This window comes from Chromobacterium violaceum ATCC 12472, assembly GCF_000007705.1.
GTDB lineage: Bacteria > Pseudomonadota > Gammaproteobacteria > Burkholderiales > Chromobacteriaceae > Chromobacterium > Chromobacterium violaceum.
In genome coordinates this window covers 111,674-129,152 of sequence record NC_005085.1, presented here as the reverse complement: position 1 = coordinate 129,152, position 17,479 = coordinate 111,674, and the positions used below count along the sequence as shown (strand labels likewise).

The following is a 17,479-nucleotide window of genomic DNA, read 5'->3' as shown; positions in this document are numbered from 1 at the left end:
TCACTGCAGGACGCTACGCCATGCAAGACTCGCACGCCTGGTCCGGCCGGTTTTCCGAGCCGGTTTCCGAACTCGTCAAGCATTACACCGCCTCCATCGGCTTCGACTACCGGCTGGCCGAAGTGGACATCGAAGGCTCGCTCGCCCACGCCGCGATGCTGAACCGATCGGGCGTGCTCAGCGACGCCGACCTGGAAGCGATCCGACGCGGCATGGCGGACATCCTGGACGAAATCCGCGCCGGCAAGCTCGAGTGGAGCGTGGACCTGGAAGACGTGCACATGAACATCGAGCGCCGGCTGACCGACCGCATCGGCGACGCCGGCAAGCGGCTGCACACCGGCCGCAGCCGCAACGACCAGGTGGCCACCGACATCCGGCTGTGGCTGCGCGGCGAGATCGACGCCACCGTCCACCTGCTGGCCGGGCTGCAGAGCAGCCTGCTGGAACTGGCCGAGCGGCACGCCGACACCGTGATGCCTGGCTTCACCCATCTGCAGGTGGCGCAGCCGGTGACCTTCGGCCACCACCTGCTGGCCTATGTGGAAATGCTGGCGCGCGACGCCGAACGGATGCTGGATTGCCGCAAGCGCGTCAACCGCCTGCCCTTGGGCGCGGCGGCGCTGGCCGGCACCACCTACCCGATAGACCGCCATTACACCGCCCAACTGCTGGGTTTCGACGACGTGTGCCACAACTCGCTGGACGCGGTGTCCGACCGCGACTTCGCCATCGAATTCACCGCCGCCGCCAGTCTGGCCATGCTCCATCTGTCGCGGCTGTCGGAAGAGCTGATCCTGTGGATGAGCCCGCGCGTCGGCTTCATCGACATCGCCGACCGCTTCTGCACCGGCTCGTCCATCATGCCGCAGAAGAAGAACCCGGACGTGCCGGAGCTGGTGCGCGGCAAGTCCGGCCGCGTCGTCGGCCACCTGATCGCGCTGATCACATTGATGAAGGCCCAGCCCTTGGCCTACAACAAGGATAATCAGGAGGACAAGGAACCGCTGTTCGACACGGTGGACACGCTGCAGACCACGCTGCGCATCTACGCCGACATGATGCGCGGCGTGACGGTGAAGCCGGAGGCGATGCGCGCGGCGGTGCTGCAGGGCTACGCCACCGCCACCGACCTGGCGGACTACCTGGTCAAGAAGGGCCTGCCCTTCCGCGACAGCCACGAGGTGGTGGCGCTGGCCGTGCGCCATGCCGAGGGCCTGGGCGTGGACCTCGCCGATCTGCCGCTGGCCAAGCTGCGCGAATTCTCGGCGCTGATCGAGGACGATGTGTTCGGCGTGCTGACGCCGGAGGGCAGCCTGGCGCAGCGCGACCATGTCGGCGGCACCGCGCCGGCGCAGGTGAGGGCGCAGATCGCCCGCCACCGCGGCCGTCTGGGCTGAGCCTCCCGGCTCGCGCGCGAACCCTCCTGCGGGAGGGTTTATTTTTTGGTTTAAAATAAGATAATTATTTAAAACCAATCATCAATTCCGCATGGGCGGAATTGCACGCGCGGAGAGTCGATGAATCCCCTGCAGCCACGCCGTCGCCATCGCCTGTCCCATCTGTTGTTCGCCCTGCTGGTGGCGGCGCTGCCGTTCGCGGCGACCGCGCCGGCGCTGCTGTGGCAGGAACGGCAGGACCTGAGCGCTTCGGTCAGGCAGCAGCTGGACCAAGGCCTGGAACTGGTGGACGGCATCCTCGACCAGGCCGACGAGGCGGCGCGCGTCCTGCTGCCGCTGGCCGGCGGTCCGTGCGACAAGGCCGTCTACCCGCTGCGCCGCCAGGTGGCGGTGGCGCCCTTCGTGCGCAGCGCCGTGCTGCTGGACGGCGATACCGTCTATTGCTCGTCGCTGAGCGGCAGCACCAGCTGGGCCATGCCGGCGCGCGATTTCGTGCAGGGCAGGATGCAGCTGCTGTCCGGCAACGCGGTGACGCCCAATGTGCCCCTGCTGTACTACCGGCTGCACCGCGGCGGCGACGCGGCGGTGACGGCGGTGGACGGGCGCTATCTGCAGCTGGCGCTGCAGGACGCCAGCGACACCATCCCGGTGTTCCTGCAGGTCGGCGAGCATTGGCTGGGTCCGCGCCGCAACGGCGCCGGCCAGGCGCCGGCGCTGGGGCAGGTGGCGGAATTGCGCCGGTCCAGCCGCTATCCGTTCACCGTGCGCGCCAACTACGACCTGCCGCCCTGGCACCGGCAGCTGTGGTCGCACCACGCGCCGCTGACCGTGATCCTGCTGCTGCTGGGCCTGCTGGCCGGGGCCACGCTGTACTGGCTGCTGGGCCGGCCGGCCTCTTTCACCGGCGAGCTGCGGCGGGCGCTGGCCAACGACGAGTTCGAAGGCTATCTGCAGCCCATCGTGAAACCCGGCCTGCCCGACTGGCGCGGCGCCGAGGTGCTGATGCGCTGGCGGCATCCGCGCGAGGGCCTGATCCGGCCGGACCTGTTCATCCCGCGCGCCGAGGAGAGCGGCCTGATCGTCGAGATGACGCGGCGGATGATGGACGCGGTGATCGCCAAGGTGGGCAGGCTGTCGCTGCCGCAGGATTTCCACCTGGGCGTCAACATCAGCCGCGCCCACCTGCAGGAGGGCAGCCTGTATGGCGACTGCCGGCGCTGGGCGGGCCTGCTGGCCGAAAGCGGCGCGGTGCTGACGCTGGAGCTGACCGAGCGGGAAATGGTGGAGATCACGCCCGAGGTGGAGGCGCTGTTCCGCAGCCTGGACGCGCTGGGCGTCAAGATCGCGCTGGACGATTTCGGCACCGGCCATTCCAGCCTGGTCTACCTGCAGCAGCTGACGGTGGACGGCCTGAAGATAGACCAGGGTTTCGTCGCCGGCATCGGCAGCGACGGCCTGTCCGGCCACATCGTCGACAGCGTGGCGGAACTGGCGGCCAAGCTGGGGCTGGAGACGGTGGCGGAGGGCGTGGAGACGGCCGAACAGTTCGACTACCTGAGCCGGCTGGGCGTGGGCTGGCTGCAGGGCTTCTACATCGCCCGGCCGATGCCGCTGGACGAATTCGTGCGCCGCGTCCGCCAGGGCGGCACCTGGCAGCGCTGAGCGGCGTTGCGGCCGCCATGCCGCATGGGTAGACTGGCCGGTCCCGCGCCGGCTGTCGGCGCGCTTTCCCACGCAGAAACCATGAACGCGAAAACCATAGGCATCGCCGGCGTCACCGTGCCCGGCGCTGTAGACTGCCTCTCCAAGATCCACCGCCTGTGCGCGGACCGCTTTCCCCACCACCACCACCCGCGCTTCGCGCTGGACCAGCCGGATTTCGGCGTGGTGCACCAGGCGCAGGACGACGACCGCTGGGACCGGGTCGCGGACTCCATCGTCGGCTCGCTCCAACGCCTGGCCGGCGCGGGCGCCGAGCTGGCGGTGATTCCGGCCAACACCGTGCATCTGGTGGTGGACGACATCCGCGCGCGCTCCCCCATCCCGCTGATCAGCATCCTCGACGTGGTGGCCGACGCCTGCGCCGCGCGCGGGCTGAAACGGGTGGCGATACTGGGCACGCGCTGGACCATGGCGCGCCGGCTGTACCAGGCGCCGCTGGCCGCGCGCGGCATCGAGGAGATGATTCCCGACGAAGAACAGCAGGTTGTGATCCAGCGCGCGATTTTCGAAGAGCTGGTGCCCACCGGCCGCGCCAGCGCAGCCACGCTGGCGGCGCTGCTGGAGGTAGTCGAGGCGATGAAGGCGCAGGGCTGCGACGGCGTGGCGCTCGCCTGCACCGAGCTGCCGCTGGTGCTGGACGACGCCAACTGCGGCGTGCCGGCGATCGACACCACGCTGGTGCTGGCCGAAGCCGCGCTGGCGGCAGCCTGCGCCTAACGCCGCTCAGTCCGGGCGGCGGGACTGGCCCGCCGCCATTTCGGCAAGGCGGCCATCGCGCACCGTGGCCAGGCGGCCGCGGTTGTGGCGGCCGCGCGCCGACGGCTTGGGGAAGGGGCGGAAAGCGCGGGAAATTTGCGGTTCGCATTTGCTATCGGGGGGAAAAATATGTTACTAAAGTAACGTGATTTTCGATTCCGAATAGTTATGAGCCCCCGCTCTCCACGACACGACAAAATCCTGCAGCTGGTTCGCGAAAACGGCTTCATGCCCATCGAAGAGCTGGCCCGTCTGCTCGATGTCACTCCGCAGACGATACGGCGCGACATCAATCAGCTGTGCGAAGCCAATCTGCTGCGCCGCTACCACGGCGGCGCGGCGCTCGGGAACAGCGTGGAGAACGAGGACTATTTTGCTCGCAAAGGAAAGTTCCAGAGCGAAAAGGCCCATATCGCCGACATGATCGCGCGCAGCATCCCCGATCACGCCTCGCTGTTCATGAGCATAGGCACCACGATAGAGGCGGTGGCGCAGGCGCTGACGGCCACCCATAAGGGCCTGCGCGTCATCACCAACAACATCCACGTCGCCTCCATCATGTCCACCAACCCGGACTTCACCGCGATGATCACCTCCGGCACCGTGCGCGCGTCGGACGGCGGCATCACCGGCGTGGCGACGCTGGACTTCATCAACCAGTTCAAGGTGGACTACGCGATCATCGGCGTGTCCGGCATCGAACCGGACGGCTCGCTGCTGGATTTCGACTACCGCGAGGTGCGCGTCGCCCAGGCGATGATGAACAACGCCCGCCACCGCTACCTGGCCGCCGACCACAGCAAGTTCGGCCGCAACGCGCTGGTGCGCATGGGCCACATCAGCGAGTTCCACACCGTGTTCACCGACGCGGCGCCGCCGGAGCCGGTGACCAAGCTGCTGGAAGAGCACAACGTCAGGCTGGTGTTGTCCGAGGCTTGATTGAGATGGAAATGAAAAAGGGCGCCGCGCGGCGCCCTTTGTCTTTGCCGGCGCGGCCGCGCCGGATCGTCCCCTACATCCTGGCCAGCGCCTGCTTGGCCTTCTGCGCGGCGTCGGTCTTCGGGTACAGCTTGATCAGGCGGCGGTAGGTGTTTTTCGCCTGGTCCACCTGGCCCAGGTCGCGCTGGCAGTTGCCGATGTTGCGCAGCGCGTCCGGCGCGAAATGGTTGTTCGGGTACTGCTCGACGAAGCGGCGATGGATGTCGATGGCGGCATCGTACTGGCGCAGCGCGGTGTGGGCGACGCCCAGCCAGTAGCTGGCCTCGGCGGCCTGCGGCGCCTGCGGATTCTGCTGGATGAACAGCGACAGCGCGTTGATCGCGTTGGGGAAGTCGCGCGCGCGCAAGAGATTCAGCGCCTTGTCGTAGTCGGGGCTGGCCTGGCTGTCGCCGGCGGCGGCCTGCTGGGCGGCGGCCTGCGAGGCGTCCCGCTTGCCGGGGGCGCCCTCCAGGTGGGACAGGCGGCCGTCCAGATCGTTGTACAGGTCGTTCTGGCGCTTCTGCGTGGTCTGCAGATTGTAGTTCAGCACTTCGACGTCGCCGCGCAGCTTGGCGACCTCGGCCTTCAGGGCGTCGACCTGGCTGACCATTTCCAGCAGCTTCTCATTGGACAGCTTGCTTTCCACCGCGCTGATGCGGGTGGACGCCTGCTGGTTCACCTGGGCCAGCTGGCGGCGGGTTTCCTCCAGGTCGCTGGTGCTGGCGCAGCCGTTCAGGATCAACAGCAGGGCGCTACTGATGGCGATGCGTTTCATGGGTTTCCCGGTAAGTGACGACAGCCGGATATCATAGCGGCAAGGCCGCCGTTTGGCAGCTGTCCGCGATACCCGGCCGGGAACGGTGGGGCGGCCTGCCGGCCGCCCGCCTGGGGCTTACTGGCCCTGGTAGACGATGTCGGCGCGGCGGTTTTCCGCGTAGTCGGCGTCGCTGTGGCCGGTGGCCTTCGGCTTTTCCTTGCCGAAGCTGACGGCTTCCAGCTGGCTTTCCTTCACGCCCAGCACTTCCATCGCGTGCTTGACGCTCTCGGCGCGGCGCTGGCCCAGGGCCAGGTTGTATTCGCGGCTGCCGCGGGCGTCGGTGTTGCCCTGGATGATCACCTTCTTGTCGTGGCCCTTCAGGTAATCGGCGTGGTTGGCGACGGTGGTCTTGCCTTCGCCGTCGACGGCGGAGGAGTCGAAGGCGAAGTACACGCTGCGCTTGGCCAGCGGGCTGTTCGGATCGTTCAGCGGATCCATCGCCACCTGGTTCTGCTCGCTGCCGGAAGTCACCGGGGCCTGGGTGGTCGGAGCCTGGGTAACCGGCGCGGCCGGGGTCTCGGCCGGCTTGGTGCTGGCGCAGGCGGCGAGCAGGGTGGCGACGGCGGTGGCGAGGGCGAGTTGTTTCAGGTTCATTGTTTGGCTCCCATCAAGGATTATTGAACGGACCCCATGCCGGGTCCTGAACATCACCGTTGAGCACGGCCAGTTTCACCTTGCTGCTGCCGTCGGCGGTGGCCGCGTACAGCACGCTCTGTCCGCCGGCGTCGCTGGAGTACAGCACCATGCGGCCGTTGGGCGCGAAGCTGGGGCGCTCACTGTAACTACCGTCTGACAACTGCCGGCTGTCATTAGTTGCCAGATCCTGCGACATCACACGGAAATTGCCGGCGGAACGACGAATATAGACCAGGGTCTTGCCGTCCGGCGACAATTTGGGCGAAACATTGTAAGCGCCCTCCCAGGTGACGCGCTGCGCGTTGCCGCCGTTCACCGGCACTCGGTAGATCTGCGGGTTGCCGCTGCGGTCGGAAACGAAGTACACCATGGAGCCGTCCGGGCTGAACGCCGGCTCGGTGTCGATGCCGCCGTTGTACATCAGGCGGCGCGCGGGGCCGCCGGCGGCGTTGATGATGTAGATCTGCGAGTTGCCGCTGGTGGTCAGCACCACCGCCAGCTTGCTGCCGTCGGGGCTCCAGGCCGGCGCGGAGTTGCTACCCTTGAAGTTGGCGACCGCGCGGCGCTGGCCGGTGGCCAGGTCCTGCACCCATACCACCGGCTTTTGGCTGGCGAAGGACACGTAAGCGATGTGGCGGCCGTCCGGGCTCCAGCTGGGCGAGATGATGGGCTCGGTGGAGCGCAGAATGGTCTGGCTGCGCTGGCCGTCGACGTCGGAGATCTGCAGCGCGTAGCTGCGGCCGGATTTCAGCACATAGGCCAGGCGGGTGTTGAAGAAGCCCTTCTGGCCGGTGATCGCCTCGTAGATCATGTCGGCGATCGCGTGCGCCACCTGGCGGCTGCGGTCCGGCGTCACGGTGAATTCGCCGCCGGTCAGCTGCTTGCGCTGCGACGCGTCCATCAGCCGGAAGCTGATCTTGATCTGGCCGCCGCCGGCGCTTTCCACCTTGCCGATGGCCAGCGACTGCGCGCCGGCCGCCTGCCACAGCGGGTAGCGGATGTCGGCCGGCTCGAACGGCACGTTGGCGACGGCGGACGGGTCGATCAGGCGGAAGGCGCCGGATAGCGCCAGGTCGTTGCGGATCACCGGCGTCAGATTGCCCTGGGTCGGGCCCTCGTCCTTGAACGGCAGCACGGAGATGGCGTGGCGGCTGGCGCCGCCGCCTATGATTTCGATGTTCAGTTCGGCGCGGGCGCTGCCGGCGACCAGCATCGCCGCCACCAGCACGCCCCGCAGCAGGGTTTTCAAACTCGGCATGGCTTCCTCAGGGCTGGGTCCCGCCCGCTCAGCGCGGACGGAAGGTCAGGGTAAACGTGCGGTAGCCGTCATTGAAATTGGCTCCCGCCGGCAGTTTGGGGAAGGTCTTGGCCTCCCATACCGCGCGTTGCACGGCATCATCATAGGCCGGAACGCCGCTGCTTTTCACCAGCTGCACCGCGCGCACCTCCAGGGTCGGCAGCAGCGTCACGCGCACCACCGCCGCCGGATTGCCGGCGATGCCGGGCGGAATCTGCACCAGCGGCGTCACCTTGGCCTTGACCAGGTCTATCCAGCCGGCGCTGACGCCGGAGCCGTTCACCGCGCCGCCGGCCACGCCGTGCTTGCTGCCGGCCTGGTCGCTGCGCGCGTTCGGTTTGCCGCTGGTGCGCGCGCTGTCCAGGCTGGAGAGCAGGTCGTCGGCCTCGTTGTTGTAGGCCTTGGCGGTCTTGTGGCCGGGTTTGGCCGCCGGCGGCGTCTGGGCCTTGGCCTCTTTCCTGTCCGGCGCTTTTTCCGCCGGCTTGGCCTTTTCCGGGACTTTCTTCTCCGGTTCGGCTGGTTTGGGCGCGTGCTTGGGTTTCTTCGGCTCAGGCTCGGCCGCCGGCTTGGGTTCCGGTTTCGGCGTTTCGTGCTTGGGCTTGGGCGCGTCCTTCTTGCCCAGATTGACCTCGGCCGGCGGCGTCTCGACCACCGGTTTGGGTTCCGGCGCCGGCTGCGGCGCGGGGGCGGGCGCGACCGGGGCGGTCACCGCCGGCGGGGGCGGTGGCGCGGTGGTCCACAGTTCCAGCGCCAGCGGCGCCGGGCTGGGCGGCGGCGTGGTCTGCAGCCCGCCCCACAGCAACAGGCCGATCACGCCGGCGTGGAACAGCGCCGAGGCGATGAAGGTCCAGGGACGCGGCGAGGCGGACGATTGCGGCTTCATTGCTTGCTGATTTGCTTGACGGTCAGCGCCACGCGCTTGATGCCGGCCTGGTGCAGGCGATCGGCGATCCGCACCACTTCGGCGTACTTGAGGTTGGCGTCGGCGGAGATGGCCACCGGGCGGGCGCCGGCGCCCGCCAGCGCCTGGAGCTGGCTGGCCAAGTCGTCCAGCGAGTCGACGCGGGTCTTCTGCTCGCCGTCCACCAGTTCGATCTTGCCGGCGGCGTCCACGGTGACTTCCAGCGGGCGGACGTCGATGGCCGGCGCCTCGGAGACGCTGGGCACGTCGATCACGCCCGGCGTGAACATCGGGGCGGTGACCATGAAAATCACCAGCAGCACCAGCATCACGTCGATGTAGGGCACGACGTTCATCTGGTTCATCTGGCGGCGGGGGCGGCGGTTCAGCATGACGGTGACGGGGTAAGCTCGGTCAACAAACGGCCATCATAGCACCGGCGCGGGGGCCGGCGCTGTGGCCAAAACGTTACAGACCGTCCGCCGGCGGCGAAAGTTCATGCGCGCGGCTTAGCGGCGGGTGCACAGGGTCAGGCCGTCGCCTATCGGCAGCACGCACATGTGCACGCGCGGGTCGGCCTTCAGGCTGGCGTTGAACGCGTGCACCAGGTGCACGCCGGGCGGGTCTTCCGGTTTGGGCTCCACCACGCGGCCGGACAGGAAGATGTTGTCGATGGCGATCACGCCGCCGGGCCGAACCAGCTCAAGGCAGGCTTCGTAGTAGTCGCGGTAGGACGGTTTGTCGGCGTCGATGAAGGCGAGATCGAAGCTGCCGGCCCGGCCTTCGTCCAGCAACTGGCGCAAGGTGTGCAGCGCCGGCTGCAGCCGCAGACTTATGCGCTCGGCGACGCCGGCCTTGGCCCAGTACTCGCGGGCGATGGCGGTGAAGGCCTCGCTGACGTCGCAGGCGACCACCTCGCCGTCCTCGGGCATCGCCAGCGCCACGGTCAGCGCGCTGTAGCCGGTGAACACGCCGATCTCCAGGTAGCGGCGCGCGCCGATCAGCCGCGCCAGCCAGCCCATGAACTGGCCCTGGTCCGGCGAGATCTGCATCTTGGCCAGCCGGTGGCCGGCGGTGAATTCGCGCAGTTCGCGCTGCGCCGGATGTTCGGAGACGGCGATGTCGAACAGGTAGTCGGAGAGGGCGCTGCTGAGCGCCACGGTGTGGCGGGTCATGTTCGGGCTTTCAAAATGACAAAACGCCCGCGAAGGGCGTCGGAGGCGGACCGGTTCGGTTTATTCCGGCTGGTACACGTAGGGCTTCTGCGGCACGCTGGATTCCTTCCAGCGGCGCTGGTCGTCCAGGTTGAGCTCGCGGTCCCACAGCGTCAGGCGCAGTTCGCGGCGCTCGCTGTCCACTTCCGGATTCTTTTCCAGGAAGCCGTTGATGAACTGGGTGAATTCGGACTGGTACATCGTACCCTCCATGGTGGCTGATCAGACGATTTTAATCGATTCGCGCCCCTGCCGCCACGCCGGCTCAGCATTGTTCTCCGTCCTGGTACAGCATCTTCTCGATGCGCCGGTCCGGCGCCAGCCACATCAGCGCCACCGCCAGGTACAGCGCGCCGGCCAGCCAGGTATGCCACCAGGCGGACGCGATCGCCAGCAGGTAGCACAAGGGCGAGAGCTTGCCCTTGATGTCGCTGCCCAGCGCCTCGGACAGCCGGGTGCGGTTGCCGGGCAGGCACAGTAGCGACTGCTGCATGATCCACCAGGCCACCGCGCACATCAGCAGCACCGCGCCGTACAGCGCCACCGGCAGCGGCGCGTAGTGGTTCTCGCCCATCCAGCCGGTGACGAAGGGGATCAGCGACATCCAGAACAGCAGGTGCAGATTGGCCCACAGCACGCGGCCGTCGACGCGGCGGGTGGCGTGGTAGAAGTGGTGGTGGTTGTTCCAGTAGATGCCCACGTAGATGAAGCTGAGCAGGTAGCTGAGGAAGACCGGCAGCAGCGGCGCCAGCGACTGCCAGTCGGTGCCGTGCGGCACTTTCAGCTCCAGCACCATGATGGTGATGATGATGGCGATCACGCCGTCGCTGAACGCCTCCAGGCGGTTTTTTTCCATATTGGGCCTCGCGCGGATGGTCATGACTGGAATGTAGAGCGGCGGGCCGCGTTCGGCAAAGCGCGGCGGCCTCAGCCAGGCCTGGCCGCGGCCCGGCAAGGCAGGCGGACGCGGGCCAGGTAGCGCTCGCCGCGCCGCTCGGCGAGCAGCGAGGCCTCGGCGTCGTACAGCAGCGCCAGGCGTTCGCGCAGGTTCTCCAGCGCGATGCCGCTGCCGGCGCCGGGCGCGGCGTCGGCCGGCAGCGGATTGTCCAGCGTCAGCTCCAGCAGGCCGCCGGCGACGCGGGCGGAGATGACGATCTCCACCTCGCCGGCCACGCGCTCGGCGCCGTGGCAGACGGCGTTCTCGGCCAGCGGCTGCAGCAGCAAGGGCGGCAGCTCGGCGTCGGGCGGCGCGTCGATGCGCCAGCTCACCTTCAGCCGCGGCCCCAGCCGCTCGGACTCTATCGCCAGGTACATGCCGGCCAGCTCGATCTCGCGCGCCAGCGTGGACAGTTTTTCCGGCGCGGCCATCTGGGTGCGGAACAGTTCGGCCAGGTTTTCCAGCACCGTTTCCGCCCGCTGCGGCCGCGAGCGGATCAAGGCGATGGCGGCGTTCAGGCTGTTGAACAGGAAATGCGGGCGGATGCGGGCCTGCAGCGCGGTCAGCCGCGCTTCGGCCAGCGCCGGCGACAGCGCGCGCTGGCGCAGCGCCAGGTAGTGCAGCAGCAGCGGCGCCGCCGCCATCGCCAGCGCGGCCGAGGTCCAGGCCCGGCCCCAGTCGTCCTGCAGCCGCCATTGGCACAGCGCAAAGCTGGCGCCGGCGATCAGCGCCACCCACAGGGCGCCGCGCCGGCGGCGCGCCAGCCAGGGACCGGCCAGCGCCAGCAGGGCCAGCGTCAGCAGGCTGCCCGGAATCAGCGCCAGCGCCGACTGCAGCCAGCGCCACAGCGGCTGTTCGGCGGTCAGCGCCAGCACGCCCGCGGCGCACAGCAGCAGCGCGGGCAGCTGCAGGATGCGCAGCATCACGCCGGGATGGCGGAAGTCGGGCAGCGGCGTCGGCGTCGGGCGGGGCATGGCGGGCATCCGGTAGCGATGCTGCGATGATAGCGCCCGGCGGTGAAAACCGCCGCCGCCGTGTATAACGGAATGCATGGTGAGCGGAGATGAGGCGATGAGAATCCTGTTGCTGCTGGCGTTGTTTTGCCTGGGCTTATGCCGGGCGATGGCGGCCGAACTGCTGATCGCCACCGGCGAGTACGCGCCCTGGACCGGCGAACAGCTGCCGGATGGCGGCTACGTCAACCGCGTGGTGCGCGAAGCTTTCGCCCGCGAAGGGGTGCAGGTGCGCTTCGCGTACATGCCGTGGGCGCGGGCGCTGGAAGCGTTGCGCAATGGCAACGCCCAGGCCAGCTCGTTCTGGTACGACGATCCGGTCAAGGCGAAGGAATTCCTGTACAGCGCGCCGATCTCCGAGCATCGCGAACTGCTGTTCCACCGCAAGGACGTGACCGTGCCGCCGTGGCGCAAGCTGCGCGACCTGCGCGGCCTGCGCTTCGGCGCCACCCACGGCTACACCTACACCGCCGAGTTCCGCCAGCTGATGAAGCAGGGCGCGCTCAACGTGGAGGAGGCCAACGACGACAAGATCAATCTGCTGAAGATGCTGGCCGGGCGCATCGAGCTGTTCCCGCTGGACGAGTTCACCGGCTGGCAGCTGCTGACTTCCGACGCCTTTCCCCGCGGCGCGCACGATCTGGTCACCACCGAGGCCAGGCCGTTCAGCATCCAGTACGGCCACCTGCTGATGCCGCGCTCCGCGCGCAACGAGCAGCTGATGGCGCGCTTCAACGCCGGCCTGGCCAGGCTGCGCGCCGACGGCACGCTGGAGCGCTTCCGCCTCGACCTGTACCGCGGCAGCGGCATGGGTCAATGAACCGGCGCTGATCTGGCGCAAACTTGGTCGCGAACGGCGGTTTTCCCCGCTTGCGGGCTGGCCGAGCCGGCGGTAGTGTCGATTTTTCAGAATATCAGAAAAATCTAATTTGAATTTTCGCCTGCGCGCCTGGGGCTTTCCCGCTTGTCATACGCTTGGCACACGGTTCTGTTGCAATGGATTTATTGCGTTGCGACATGTTGTGCGCATGTCCGATTTCCCGGTTGAATCAAGCCTGTCAGACGATATACGGTAGCCAATATATGCCTTGCATAATGCGGCGCAGCATGCATTTAATGATTTTTCAAACGTTCGTTCCCCATTGCCGCGCACGACCGTTCCCGTTTCTGATTTCACCATCCACTTGCAGGAGATATCCGATATGAATATCGTCATTCCGGCCGAGCGGCTGGCCGGCGAGCATCGTGTGGCGGCGACGCCGGACACGGTGAAGAAGCTGGTCGCCGCCGGCCACGCCGTCACCGTGGAGCAGGGCGCCGGCCTGGCCGCCGCGTTGCCCGACGCCGCTTTCCTGGCTGCCGGCGCGGGCATCGCCGAGCAGCGGCAGGCGATGCTGGCCGCCGCCGACATCGTGCTGGCGGTGCGCATGCCGGAAGCCGCCGACGCGGCGGCGCTGAAGCCGGGCGCGGTGCTGATCGGCATGCTGGCGCCGTACCAGAATCCGCTGCTGCCGCAGCTGGCGGCGCAGCGCGTGTCGGCGTTCGCGCTGGAGCTGCTGCCGCGCACCACCCGCGCGCAGAGCATGGACGTGCTGTCCAGCCAGAACAATATCGCCGGCTACAAGGCGGTGCTGCTGGCAGGACAGTTCTACCCGCGCTTCATGCCGATGCTGATGACCGCCGCCGGCACGGTGAAGGCGGCCAAGGCGCTGGTGCTGGGCGTCGGCGTCGCCGGGCTGCAGGCCATCGCCACCGCCAAGCGGCTGGGCGCGGTGGTGGAGGCCTACGACGTGCGCCCCGCCACCCGCGAGCAGGTGGAGTCGCTGGGCGCCAAATTCGTCGAGGTGCCGATGAGCGACGAGGAGAAGGCCGCCAGCGGCGGCGTCTACGCCCGCGAGATGTCGGCCGACTTCCAGGTCCGGCAGAACGCGCTGATCGCCCAGCGCGCCGCCGCCGCCGACATCGTCATCACCACCGCGCTGATTCCGGGCAAGCCGGCGCCGCGGCTGTTGTCGGCCGAGGCGGTGGCCGGCATGAAGCCGGGCTCGGTGATCGTCGACCTGGCCGCCGAGGCCGGCGGCAACTGCGAGCTGACCCGCGCCGGCGAGGCCTGCCTGTCGCCCAACGGCGTGCACCTGGTGGGCCTGACCAATCTGCCCGCGATGCTGGCGGCCGACGCCTCCAGCCTGTACGCGCGCAATCTGCACACCTTCCTCGGCCTGCTGCTGACGCCGGAAGGGCTGAAAATCGACCTGGAAGACGATCTGGTGGCCGCCACCCTGATCGCCCACCAAGGCGAGCAGCGTTTCGGCGCCGCCGCGCGCCCGGCCGCCGCCAATCACGACAAGGAGCCGCAACATGGCTGATCCCTTCATCACCAGCTTCACCATCTTCGTGCTGGCGGTGTTCGTCGGCTACCACGTGGTGTGGAACGTCACTCCGGCGCTGCATACGCCGCTGATGGCTGTCACCAACGCCATCTCCGGCATCATCGTCGTCGGCGCCATGCTGCAGGTGGTGGACATCGACGGCCAGCAGATCACCGTGACCTCGGTGCTGGGCGCCGTCGCCATCTTCCTCGCCAGCATCAACATCTTCGGCGGTTTCCTGGTCACCCAGCGCATGCTGGACATGTTCAAGAAGAAAAACAGGGGATGACGATGCAGAACGTTTCGGCTGTTCTTTACCTGCTCGCCGCGGTGCTGTTCATCCTGGCGCTGAAGGGGCTGTCCAGCCCGGCCTCGGCGCGGCGCGGCAATCTGTACGGCATCGCCGGCATGGCGATCGCGGTGCTGACCACGCTGCTCATCATCGACAAGCCGGTGCTGGCGCTGATCGCCGGCGCCATCGCCGCCGGCGCGGTCGTCGGCGCCTGGAAGGCGCGCACGGTGGAAATGACCGGCATGCCTGAGCTGGTGGCGGCGATGCACTCGCTGGTGGGGCTGTCCGCGGTGCTGATCGCGGTGGCGGCCATCTTCCACGGCGGCGTCGAGCACACGCCGGTGCAGAAGGTGGAGCTGTTCATCGGCGCCTTCATCGGCGCGATCACCTTCACCGCCTCGGTGATCGCCTACGGCAAGCTGTCCGGCCGCTTCGGCGCCAAGGCGGTCCGCTTCGCCGGCCAGCATCCGCTCAATCTGCTGCTGGCGCTGGCCATGGTCGGCTTCGGCGCGGCCTATTTCTTCACCGACAGCCAGGCCGCGTTCCTGGCCATGGTGGCGGTGGCCCTGGCGCTGGGGGTGACGCTGATCATCCCGATCGGCGGCGCCGACATGCCGGTGGTGGTGTCGATGCTGAACAGCTACTCGGGCTGGGCGGCGGCCGGCATCGGCTTCACGCTGAACAACCCGGTGCTGATCATCGCCGGCGCCTGCGTCGGCTCGTCCGGCGCCATCCTGTCCTACATCATGTGCAAGGCGATGAACCGCTCCATCGTCAGCGTGCTGCTGGGCGGCTTCGGCGCCGAGACCGTGGCCGGTCCGGCCGGCGACGCGGGGCCGGCCAAGGCCTACAAGGCCGGCAGCGCCGAGGACGCGGCCTTCCTGATGGCCAACGCCGACCAGGTGGTGATCGTGCCCGGCTACGGCCTGGCGGTGTCGCGCGCGCAGCACGCGCTGCAGGAATTCGCCGAGCTGCTGCACGAACAGGGCGTCGGCGTCCGCTACGCGATCCACCCGGTGGCCGGCCGGATGCCGGGCCACATGAACGTGCTGCTGGCCGAGGCCGAGGTGCCGTACGAGCAGGTGCTGGAGATGGAGGAGATCAACGCCGACTTCTCCACCACCGACGTGGTGCTGGTGATCGGCGCCAACGACGTGGTCAATCCGGCCGCGCAGAAGGACAAGCAAAGCCCGATCTACGGCATGCCCATCCTGGAGGCGCACAAGGCGCGCAACGTGATCGTGGTCAAGCGTTCCATGAACGCGGGATACGCGGGGCTGGACAACGAACTGTTTTACATGGATAAAACCATGATGGTGTTCGGCGATGCCAAGAAAGTGGTGGAAGACCTGCTCAAGAACGCTGTGCACTGAGCGGTTGTCCGCCGTCCCGAACGCCCGCCTCCGGCGGGCGTTTTGCTGTCCGCAGTCATGGAAAAGGAAAACCGCATGCCTTCTCTCGGCGCCCTGTTGGTCAGCGGCAGCATGATGCTGCCGACTCAAGCCCTGCCCGATCTGCAACACACCGAATGGCGGCTGCAGTCGCCGGCCCAGCCGGCGCCGCTGCCGACGCTGAGCATCGCCGACAGCCGCATCGGCGGCTTCGCCGGCTGCAACCGCTTCACGCTGGGGGTGGACGGCGAGGGCCGCCACCAGGTTTCCACCACCCGGATGCAGTGCGCGCCGGAGACCATGGCGCGCGAACAGGCTCTGCTGAAGCTGCTGGGCGCGCCGTTCCGCCTGCTGCCGTCGACCGATCGCCGCCACCTGACGCTGGCGTCCGGCAAGGCCGTCTATCGTTTCGAGAAAGTGGATGCCGCGCAGCCCGCCGCCGCGCCGCTGGCGGCGCTGCAGCCGGGGGCGGGCGAGCAATACTGGTACGCGGCGCGCGGGGCCTGCGCGGACGGCGGCTGCCTGCGCTTGCGCGGCAGCGAGGGCGAGCCGTGGCGCGATTACCACGGCGCGATCGCCGGCTTCACCCCCGAGGCCGGCCGCAGCTACTACCTGAAGCTGCAGGGAGAAAAGGGCGCGGACGGCCGCACCGCGCTGCAGCTGGTCAAGGTGATCTATCAGGAAACGGTGGCGCCGTTGGTCGATTGACGGAACCTGTGCGTTTTGTGGGCGTCATAGTCTCTTTCTTGAATTCAGGATATCGCGATGCCATACCGACTGACTCTGCTGGCGCTCGGCGCCGCCCTGCTGGCCGGCTGCGCCAGCCCCACCGCGCCGGTCCGTTCCGTGCCGGCGCCGACCCTGGCCCAGCTGCAGGGCGAGTGGAAGCAGACCGGCGCCGGAGACAAGCCCATCCTGCTGCGCGTCGACCAGGACCGGCTGTTCGCCAAGGCCGGCTGCAACGGCATGTTCGGCCCGGCCGCGATCGACGGCGGCAAGCTGCGCGCCGAGCGCCTGGCCTCGACGCTGATGATGTGCCCGCCGGAGGCGATGCAGCGCGACGCCAAATTGTCCCGCCAGCTGGAGGCAGGCATGGACGTCAGCCTGGAGGGCGAGCGCCTGAAGCTGTCCGACGGCAAGGACGCGCTGAGCTTCGAGCGTCAGCCGCAGGGCGAGATCAAGTTCATCTACGTCGCCGCCGAGCGCAAGCCGTGCACCGGGGTCGCGCCGATGCAGTGCCTGCAGGTGCGCGCGGACAAGGCCAAGCCCTGGGAGCTGCACTACGGCGAGATCGAGGGCTTCCAGCCCGAGCCCGGCATCGCCTACCGGCTGCGGATCAAGGAGGTGAAGGTGGACAATCCGCCGGCCGACGCCTCGTCCATCCGCTGGATTCTGGACATGGTGGTGGAGCAGGAAGTGGTGAAGAAGCCTTGAGGGACGGCTTCCGTGTCGCATGGCACGTGATGAATCCGCTGCGCGGATGATGGTTTTCATTGCCGGGGCTGCCCGGCAGGCAGGGAGGGGATATTTGCGTGGCCAAATATCCCCTCCACCCCTAAAGGCCACCCTACAAGCCTGGCCTTCTGCTTCCCGTCGGGGCCCGTCAGGCCCGAGGCGCGGCTGAACTCGCCCCGCGCTAACGTCGCGGGGCTCAAACAGGCAGCCGCTTAAGACCCCGGGCCTGCCACCCGGCGGCAGGCTTGAAGGGCCTCTGGCGCATCGGAAACGTGTCATCTTCCAGTGCAGTTCCAACGTG

General features: G+C 68.0%; 19 protein-coding genes. 10 read left to right on the top strand and 9 right to left on the bottom strand.

The annotated features are described in order from the left end of the window. Positions 1–20 precede the first annotated feature (20 nt). The 4 genes from argH to CV_RS00505 all read left to right on the top strand — a co-directional run bounded on the left by argH (position 21) and on the right by CV_RS00505 (position 4,817). Positions 21–1,400 carry an argininosuccinate lyase gene (gene argH, locus CV_RS00520; protein WP_011133670.1) on the top strand — a complete coding sequence of 460 codons (1,380 nt, stop codon included), beginning with the start codon at positions 21–23 and terminating at the stop codon, positions 1,398–1,400. A 120-nt stretch (positions 1,401–1,520) separates the two neighbouring features. Beyond that, entirely contained in the window at positions 1,521–3,062 is a 1,542-nt protein-coding gene (locus tag CV_RS00515; RefSeq protein WP_011133669.1) for an EAL domain-containing protein, read from the top strand. Between the two features lie 81 nt (positions 3,063–3,143). Further along, positions 3,144–3,839, top strand: a complete 696-nt coding sequence (locus CV_RS00510; RefSeq protein ID WP_052278738.1) for an aspartate/glutamate racemase family protein — start codon at positions 3,144–3,146, stop codon at positions 3,837–3,839. Between the two features lie 207 nt (positions 3,840–4,046). Next, the gene (locus CV_RS00505; protein ID WP_011133667.1) at positions 4,047–4,817 is read left to right on the top strand and encodes a DeoR/GlpR family DNA-binding transcription regulator; all 771 of its coding nucleotides are present in this window, start codon (positions 4,047–4,049) and stop codon (positions 4,815–4,817) included. A 73-nt stretch (positions 4,818–4,890) separates the two neighbouring features. Here CV_RS00505 and ybgF read toward each other — a convergent pair whose 3' ends face one another. From ybgF to CV_RS00460, 9 genes are all read right to left on the bottom strand, one after another. After that, positions 4,891–5,631: a tol-pal system protein YbgF gene (ybgF, locus tag CV_RS00500; protein ID WP_011133666.1), complete on the bottom strand. Its 741-nt coding sequence runs from the start codon at positions 5,629–5,631 to the stop codon at positions 4,891–4,893. Between the two features lie 117 nt (positions 5,632–5,748). Further along, positions 5,749–6,267 carry a peptidoglycan-associated lipoprotein Pal gene (gene pal / locus CV_RS00495; RefSeq protein WP_011133665.1) on the bottom strand — a complete coding sequence of 173 codons (519 nt, stop codon included), beginning with the start codon at positions 6,265–6,267 and terminating at the stop codon, positions 5,749–5,751. A 13-nt stretch (positions 6,268–6,280) separates the two neighbouring features. Further along, positions 6,281–7,567, bottom strand: a complete 1,287-nt coding sequence (gene tolB / locus CV_RS00490) for a Tol-Pal system beta propeller repeat protein TolB (RefSeq protein ID WP_011133664.1) — start codon at positions 7,565–7,567, stop codon at positions 6,281–6,283. Positions 7,568–7,595: 28 nt separating this feature from the next. Further along, positions 7,596–8,489: a cell envelope integrity protein TolA gene (locus tag CV_RS00485; RefSeq protein WP_011133663.1), complete on the bottom strand. Its 894-nt coding sequence runs from the start codon at positions 8,487–8,489 to the stop codon at positions 7,596–7,598. Continuing rightward, positions 8,486–8,899 carry a biopolymer transporter ExbD gene (locus CV_RS00480; RefSeq protein WP_011133662.1) on the bottom strand — a complete coding sequence of 138 codons (414 nt, stop codon included), beginning with the start codon at positions 8,897–8,899 and terminating at the stop codon, positions 8,486–8,488. Before CV_RS00480 ends, CV_RS00485 begins: the two co-directional genes overlap by 4 nt. A gap of 117 nt (positions 8,900–9,016) precedes the next feature. Further along, positions 9,017–9,682 carry a class I SAM-dependent methyltransferase gene (locus tag CV_RS00475; protein ID WP_011133661.1) on the bottom strand — a complete coding sequence of 222 codons (666 nt, stop codon included), beginning with the start codon at positions 9,680–9,682 and terminating at the stop codon, positions 9,017–9,019. 60 nt (positions 9,683–9,742) lie between these two features. Continuing rightward, positions 9,743–9,922 carry a DUF3460 family protein gene (locus tag CV_RS00470; protein WP_043595174.1) on the bottom strand — a complete coding sequence of 60 codons (180 nt, stop codon included), beginning with the start codon at positions 9,920–9,922 and terminating at the stop codon, positions 9,743–9,745. Between the two features lie 64 nt (positions 9,923–9,986). Next, the gene (locus CV_RS00465) at positions 9,987–10,577 is read right to left on the bottom strand and encodes a TMEM175 family protein (RefSeq protein WP_043596994.1); all 591 of its coding nucleotides are present in this window, start codon (positions 10,575–10,577) and stop codon (positions 9,987–9,989) included. Between the two features lie 71 nt (positions 10,578–10,648). Then, positions 10,649–11,632, bottom strand: coding sequence for a sensor histidine kinase (locus CV_RS00460; protein ID WP_052278737.1), 984 nt, complete (start codon positions 11,630–11,632; stop codon positions 10,649–10,651). A gap of 97 nt (positions 11,633–11,729) precedes the next feature. Here CV_RS00460 and CV_RS00455 point away from each other — a divergent pair, with 97 nt between their 5' ends. The 6 genes from CV_RS00455 (at position 11,730) to CV_RS23975 (ending at position 17,157) form a co-directional block, all read left to right on the top strand. After that, complete coding sequence (locus CV_RS00455; RefSeq protein ID WP_011133657.1) at positions 11,730–12,491, top strand: substrate-binding periplasmic protein; 762 nt, start codon at positions 11,730–11,732, stop codon at positions 12,489–12,491. Positions 12,492–12,873: 382 nt separating this feature from the next. After that, entirely contained in the window at positions 12,874–14,037 is a 1,164-nt protein-coding gene (locus tag CV_RS00450; RefSeq protein WP_011133656.1) for a Re/Si-specific NAD(P)(+) transhydrogenase subunit alpha, read from the top strand. Further along, on the top strand, positions 14,030–14,329 hold the full coding sequence (locus CV_RS00445) for a proton-translocating transhydrogenase family protein (RefSeq protein ID WP_011133655.1): 300 nt from the start codon (positions 14,030–14,032) through the stop codon (positions 14,327–14,329). Before CV_RS00450 ends, CV_RS00445 begins: the two co-directional genes overlap by 8 nt. A gap of 2 nt (positions 14,330–14,331) precedes the next feature. After that, entirely contained in the window at positions 14,332–15,705 is a 1,374-nt protein-coding gene (locus CV_RS00440) for an NAD(P)(+) transhydrogenase (Re/Si-specific) subunit beta (protein ID WP_011133654.1), read from the top strand. 75 nt (positions 15,706–15,780) lie between these two features. Beyond that, complete coding sequence (locus CV_RS00435; protein ID WP_043595170.1) at positions 15,781–16,431, top strand: META domain-containing protein; 651 nt, start codon at positions 15,781–15,783, stop codon at positions 16,429–16,431. A 57-nt stretch (positions 16,432–16,488) separates the two neighbouring features. Continuing rightward, positions 16,489–17,157, top strand: a complete 669-nt coding sequence (locus tag CV_RS23975) for an META and DUF4377 domain-containing protein (RefSeq protein WP_052278736.1) — start codon at positions 16,489–16,491, stop codon at positions 17,155–17,157. Positions 17,158–17,479 lie beyond the last annotated feature (322 nt).

Excerpts from the sequence above, each read along its gene's own strand:
- argH (WP_011133670.1), top strand. The coding sequence starts at position 21 with ATGCAAGACTCGCACGCCTGGTCCGGCCGGTTTTCCGAGCCGGTTTCC.
- CV_RS00515 (WP_011133669.1), top strand. The coding sequence starts at position 1,521 with ATGAATCCCCTGCAGCCACGCCGTCGCCATCGCCTGTCCCATCTGTTG.
- CV_RS00510 (WP_052278738.1), top strand. The coding sequence starts at position 3,144 with ATGAACGCGAAAACCATAGGCATCGCCGGCGTCACCGTGCCCGGCGCT.
- CV_RS00505 (WP_011133667.1), top strand. The coding sequence starts at position 4,047 with ATGAGCCCCCGCTCTCCACGACACGACAAAATCCTGCAGCTGGTTCGC.
- ybgF (WP_011133666.1), bottom strand. The coding sequence starts at position 5,631 with ATGAAACGCATCGCCATCAGTAGCGCCCTGCTGTTGATCCTGAACGGC.
- pal (WP_011133665.1), bottom strand. The coding sequence starts at position 6,267 with ATGAACCTGAAACAACTCGCCCTCGCCACCGCCGTCGCCACCCTGCTC.
- tolB (WP_011133664.1), bottom strand. The coding sequence starts at position 7,567 with ATGCCGAGTTTGAAAACCCTGCTGCGGGGCGTGCTGGTGGCGGCGATG.
- CV_RS00485 (WP_011133663.1), bottom strand. The coding sequence starts at position 8,489 with ATGAAGCCGCAATCGTCCGCCTCGCCGCGTCCCTGGACCTTCATCGCC.
- CV_RS00480 (WP_011133662.1), bottom strand. The coding sequence starts at position 8,899 with ATGCTGAACCGCCGCCCCCGCCGCCAGATGAACCAGATGAACGTCGTG.
- CV_RS00475 (WP_011133661.1), bottom strand. The coding sequence starts at position 9,682 with ATGACCCGCCACACCGTGGCGCTCAGCAGCGCCCTCTCCGACTACCTG.
- CV_RS00470 (WP_043595174.1), bottom strand. The coding sequence starts at position 9,922 with ATGTACCAGTCCGAATTCACCCAGTTCATCAACGGCTTCCTGGAAAAG.
- CV_RS00465 (WP_043596994.1), bottom strand. The coding sequence starts at position 10,577 with ATGGAAAAAAACCGCCTGGAGGCGTTCAGCGACGGCGTGATCGCCATC.
- CV_RS00460 (WP_052278737.1), bottom strand. The coding sequence starts at position 11,632 with ATGCCCCGCCCGACGCCGACGCCGCTGCCCGACTTCCGCCATCCCGGC.
- CV_RS00455 (WP_011133657.1), top strand. The coding sequence starts at position 11,730 with ATGAGAATCCTGTTGCTGCTGGCGTTGTTTTGCCTGGGCTTATGCCGG.
- CV_RS00450 (WP_011133656.1), top strand. The coding sequence starts at position 12,874 with ATGAATATCGTCATTCCGGCCGAGCGGCTGGCCGGCGAGCATCGTGTG.
- CV_RS00445 (WP_011133655.1), top strand. The coding sequence starts at position 14,030 with ATGGCTGATCCCTTCATCACCAGCTTCACCATCTTCGTGCTGGCGGTG.
- CV_RS00440 (WP_011133654.1), top strand. The coding sequence starts at position 14,332 with ATGCAGAACGTTTCGGCTGTTCTTTACCTGCTCGCCGCGGTGCTGTTC.
- CV_RS00435 (WP_043595170.1), top strand. The coding sequence starts at position 15,781 with ATGCCTTCTCTCGGCGCCCTGTTGGTCAGCGGCAGCATGATGCTGCCG.
- CV_RS23975 (WP_052278736.1), top strand. The coding sequence starts at position 16,489 with ATGCCATACCGACTGACTCTGCTGGCGCTCGGCGCCGCCCTGCTGGCC.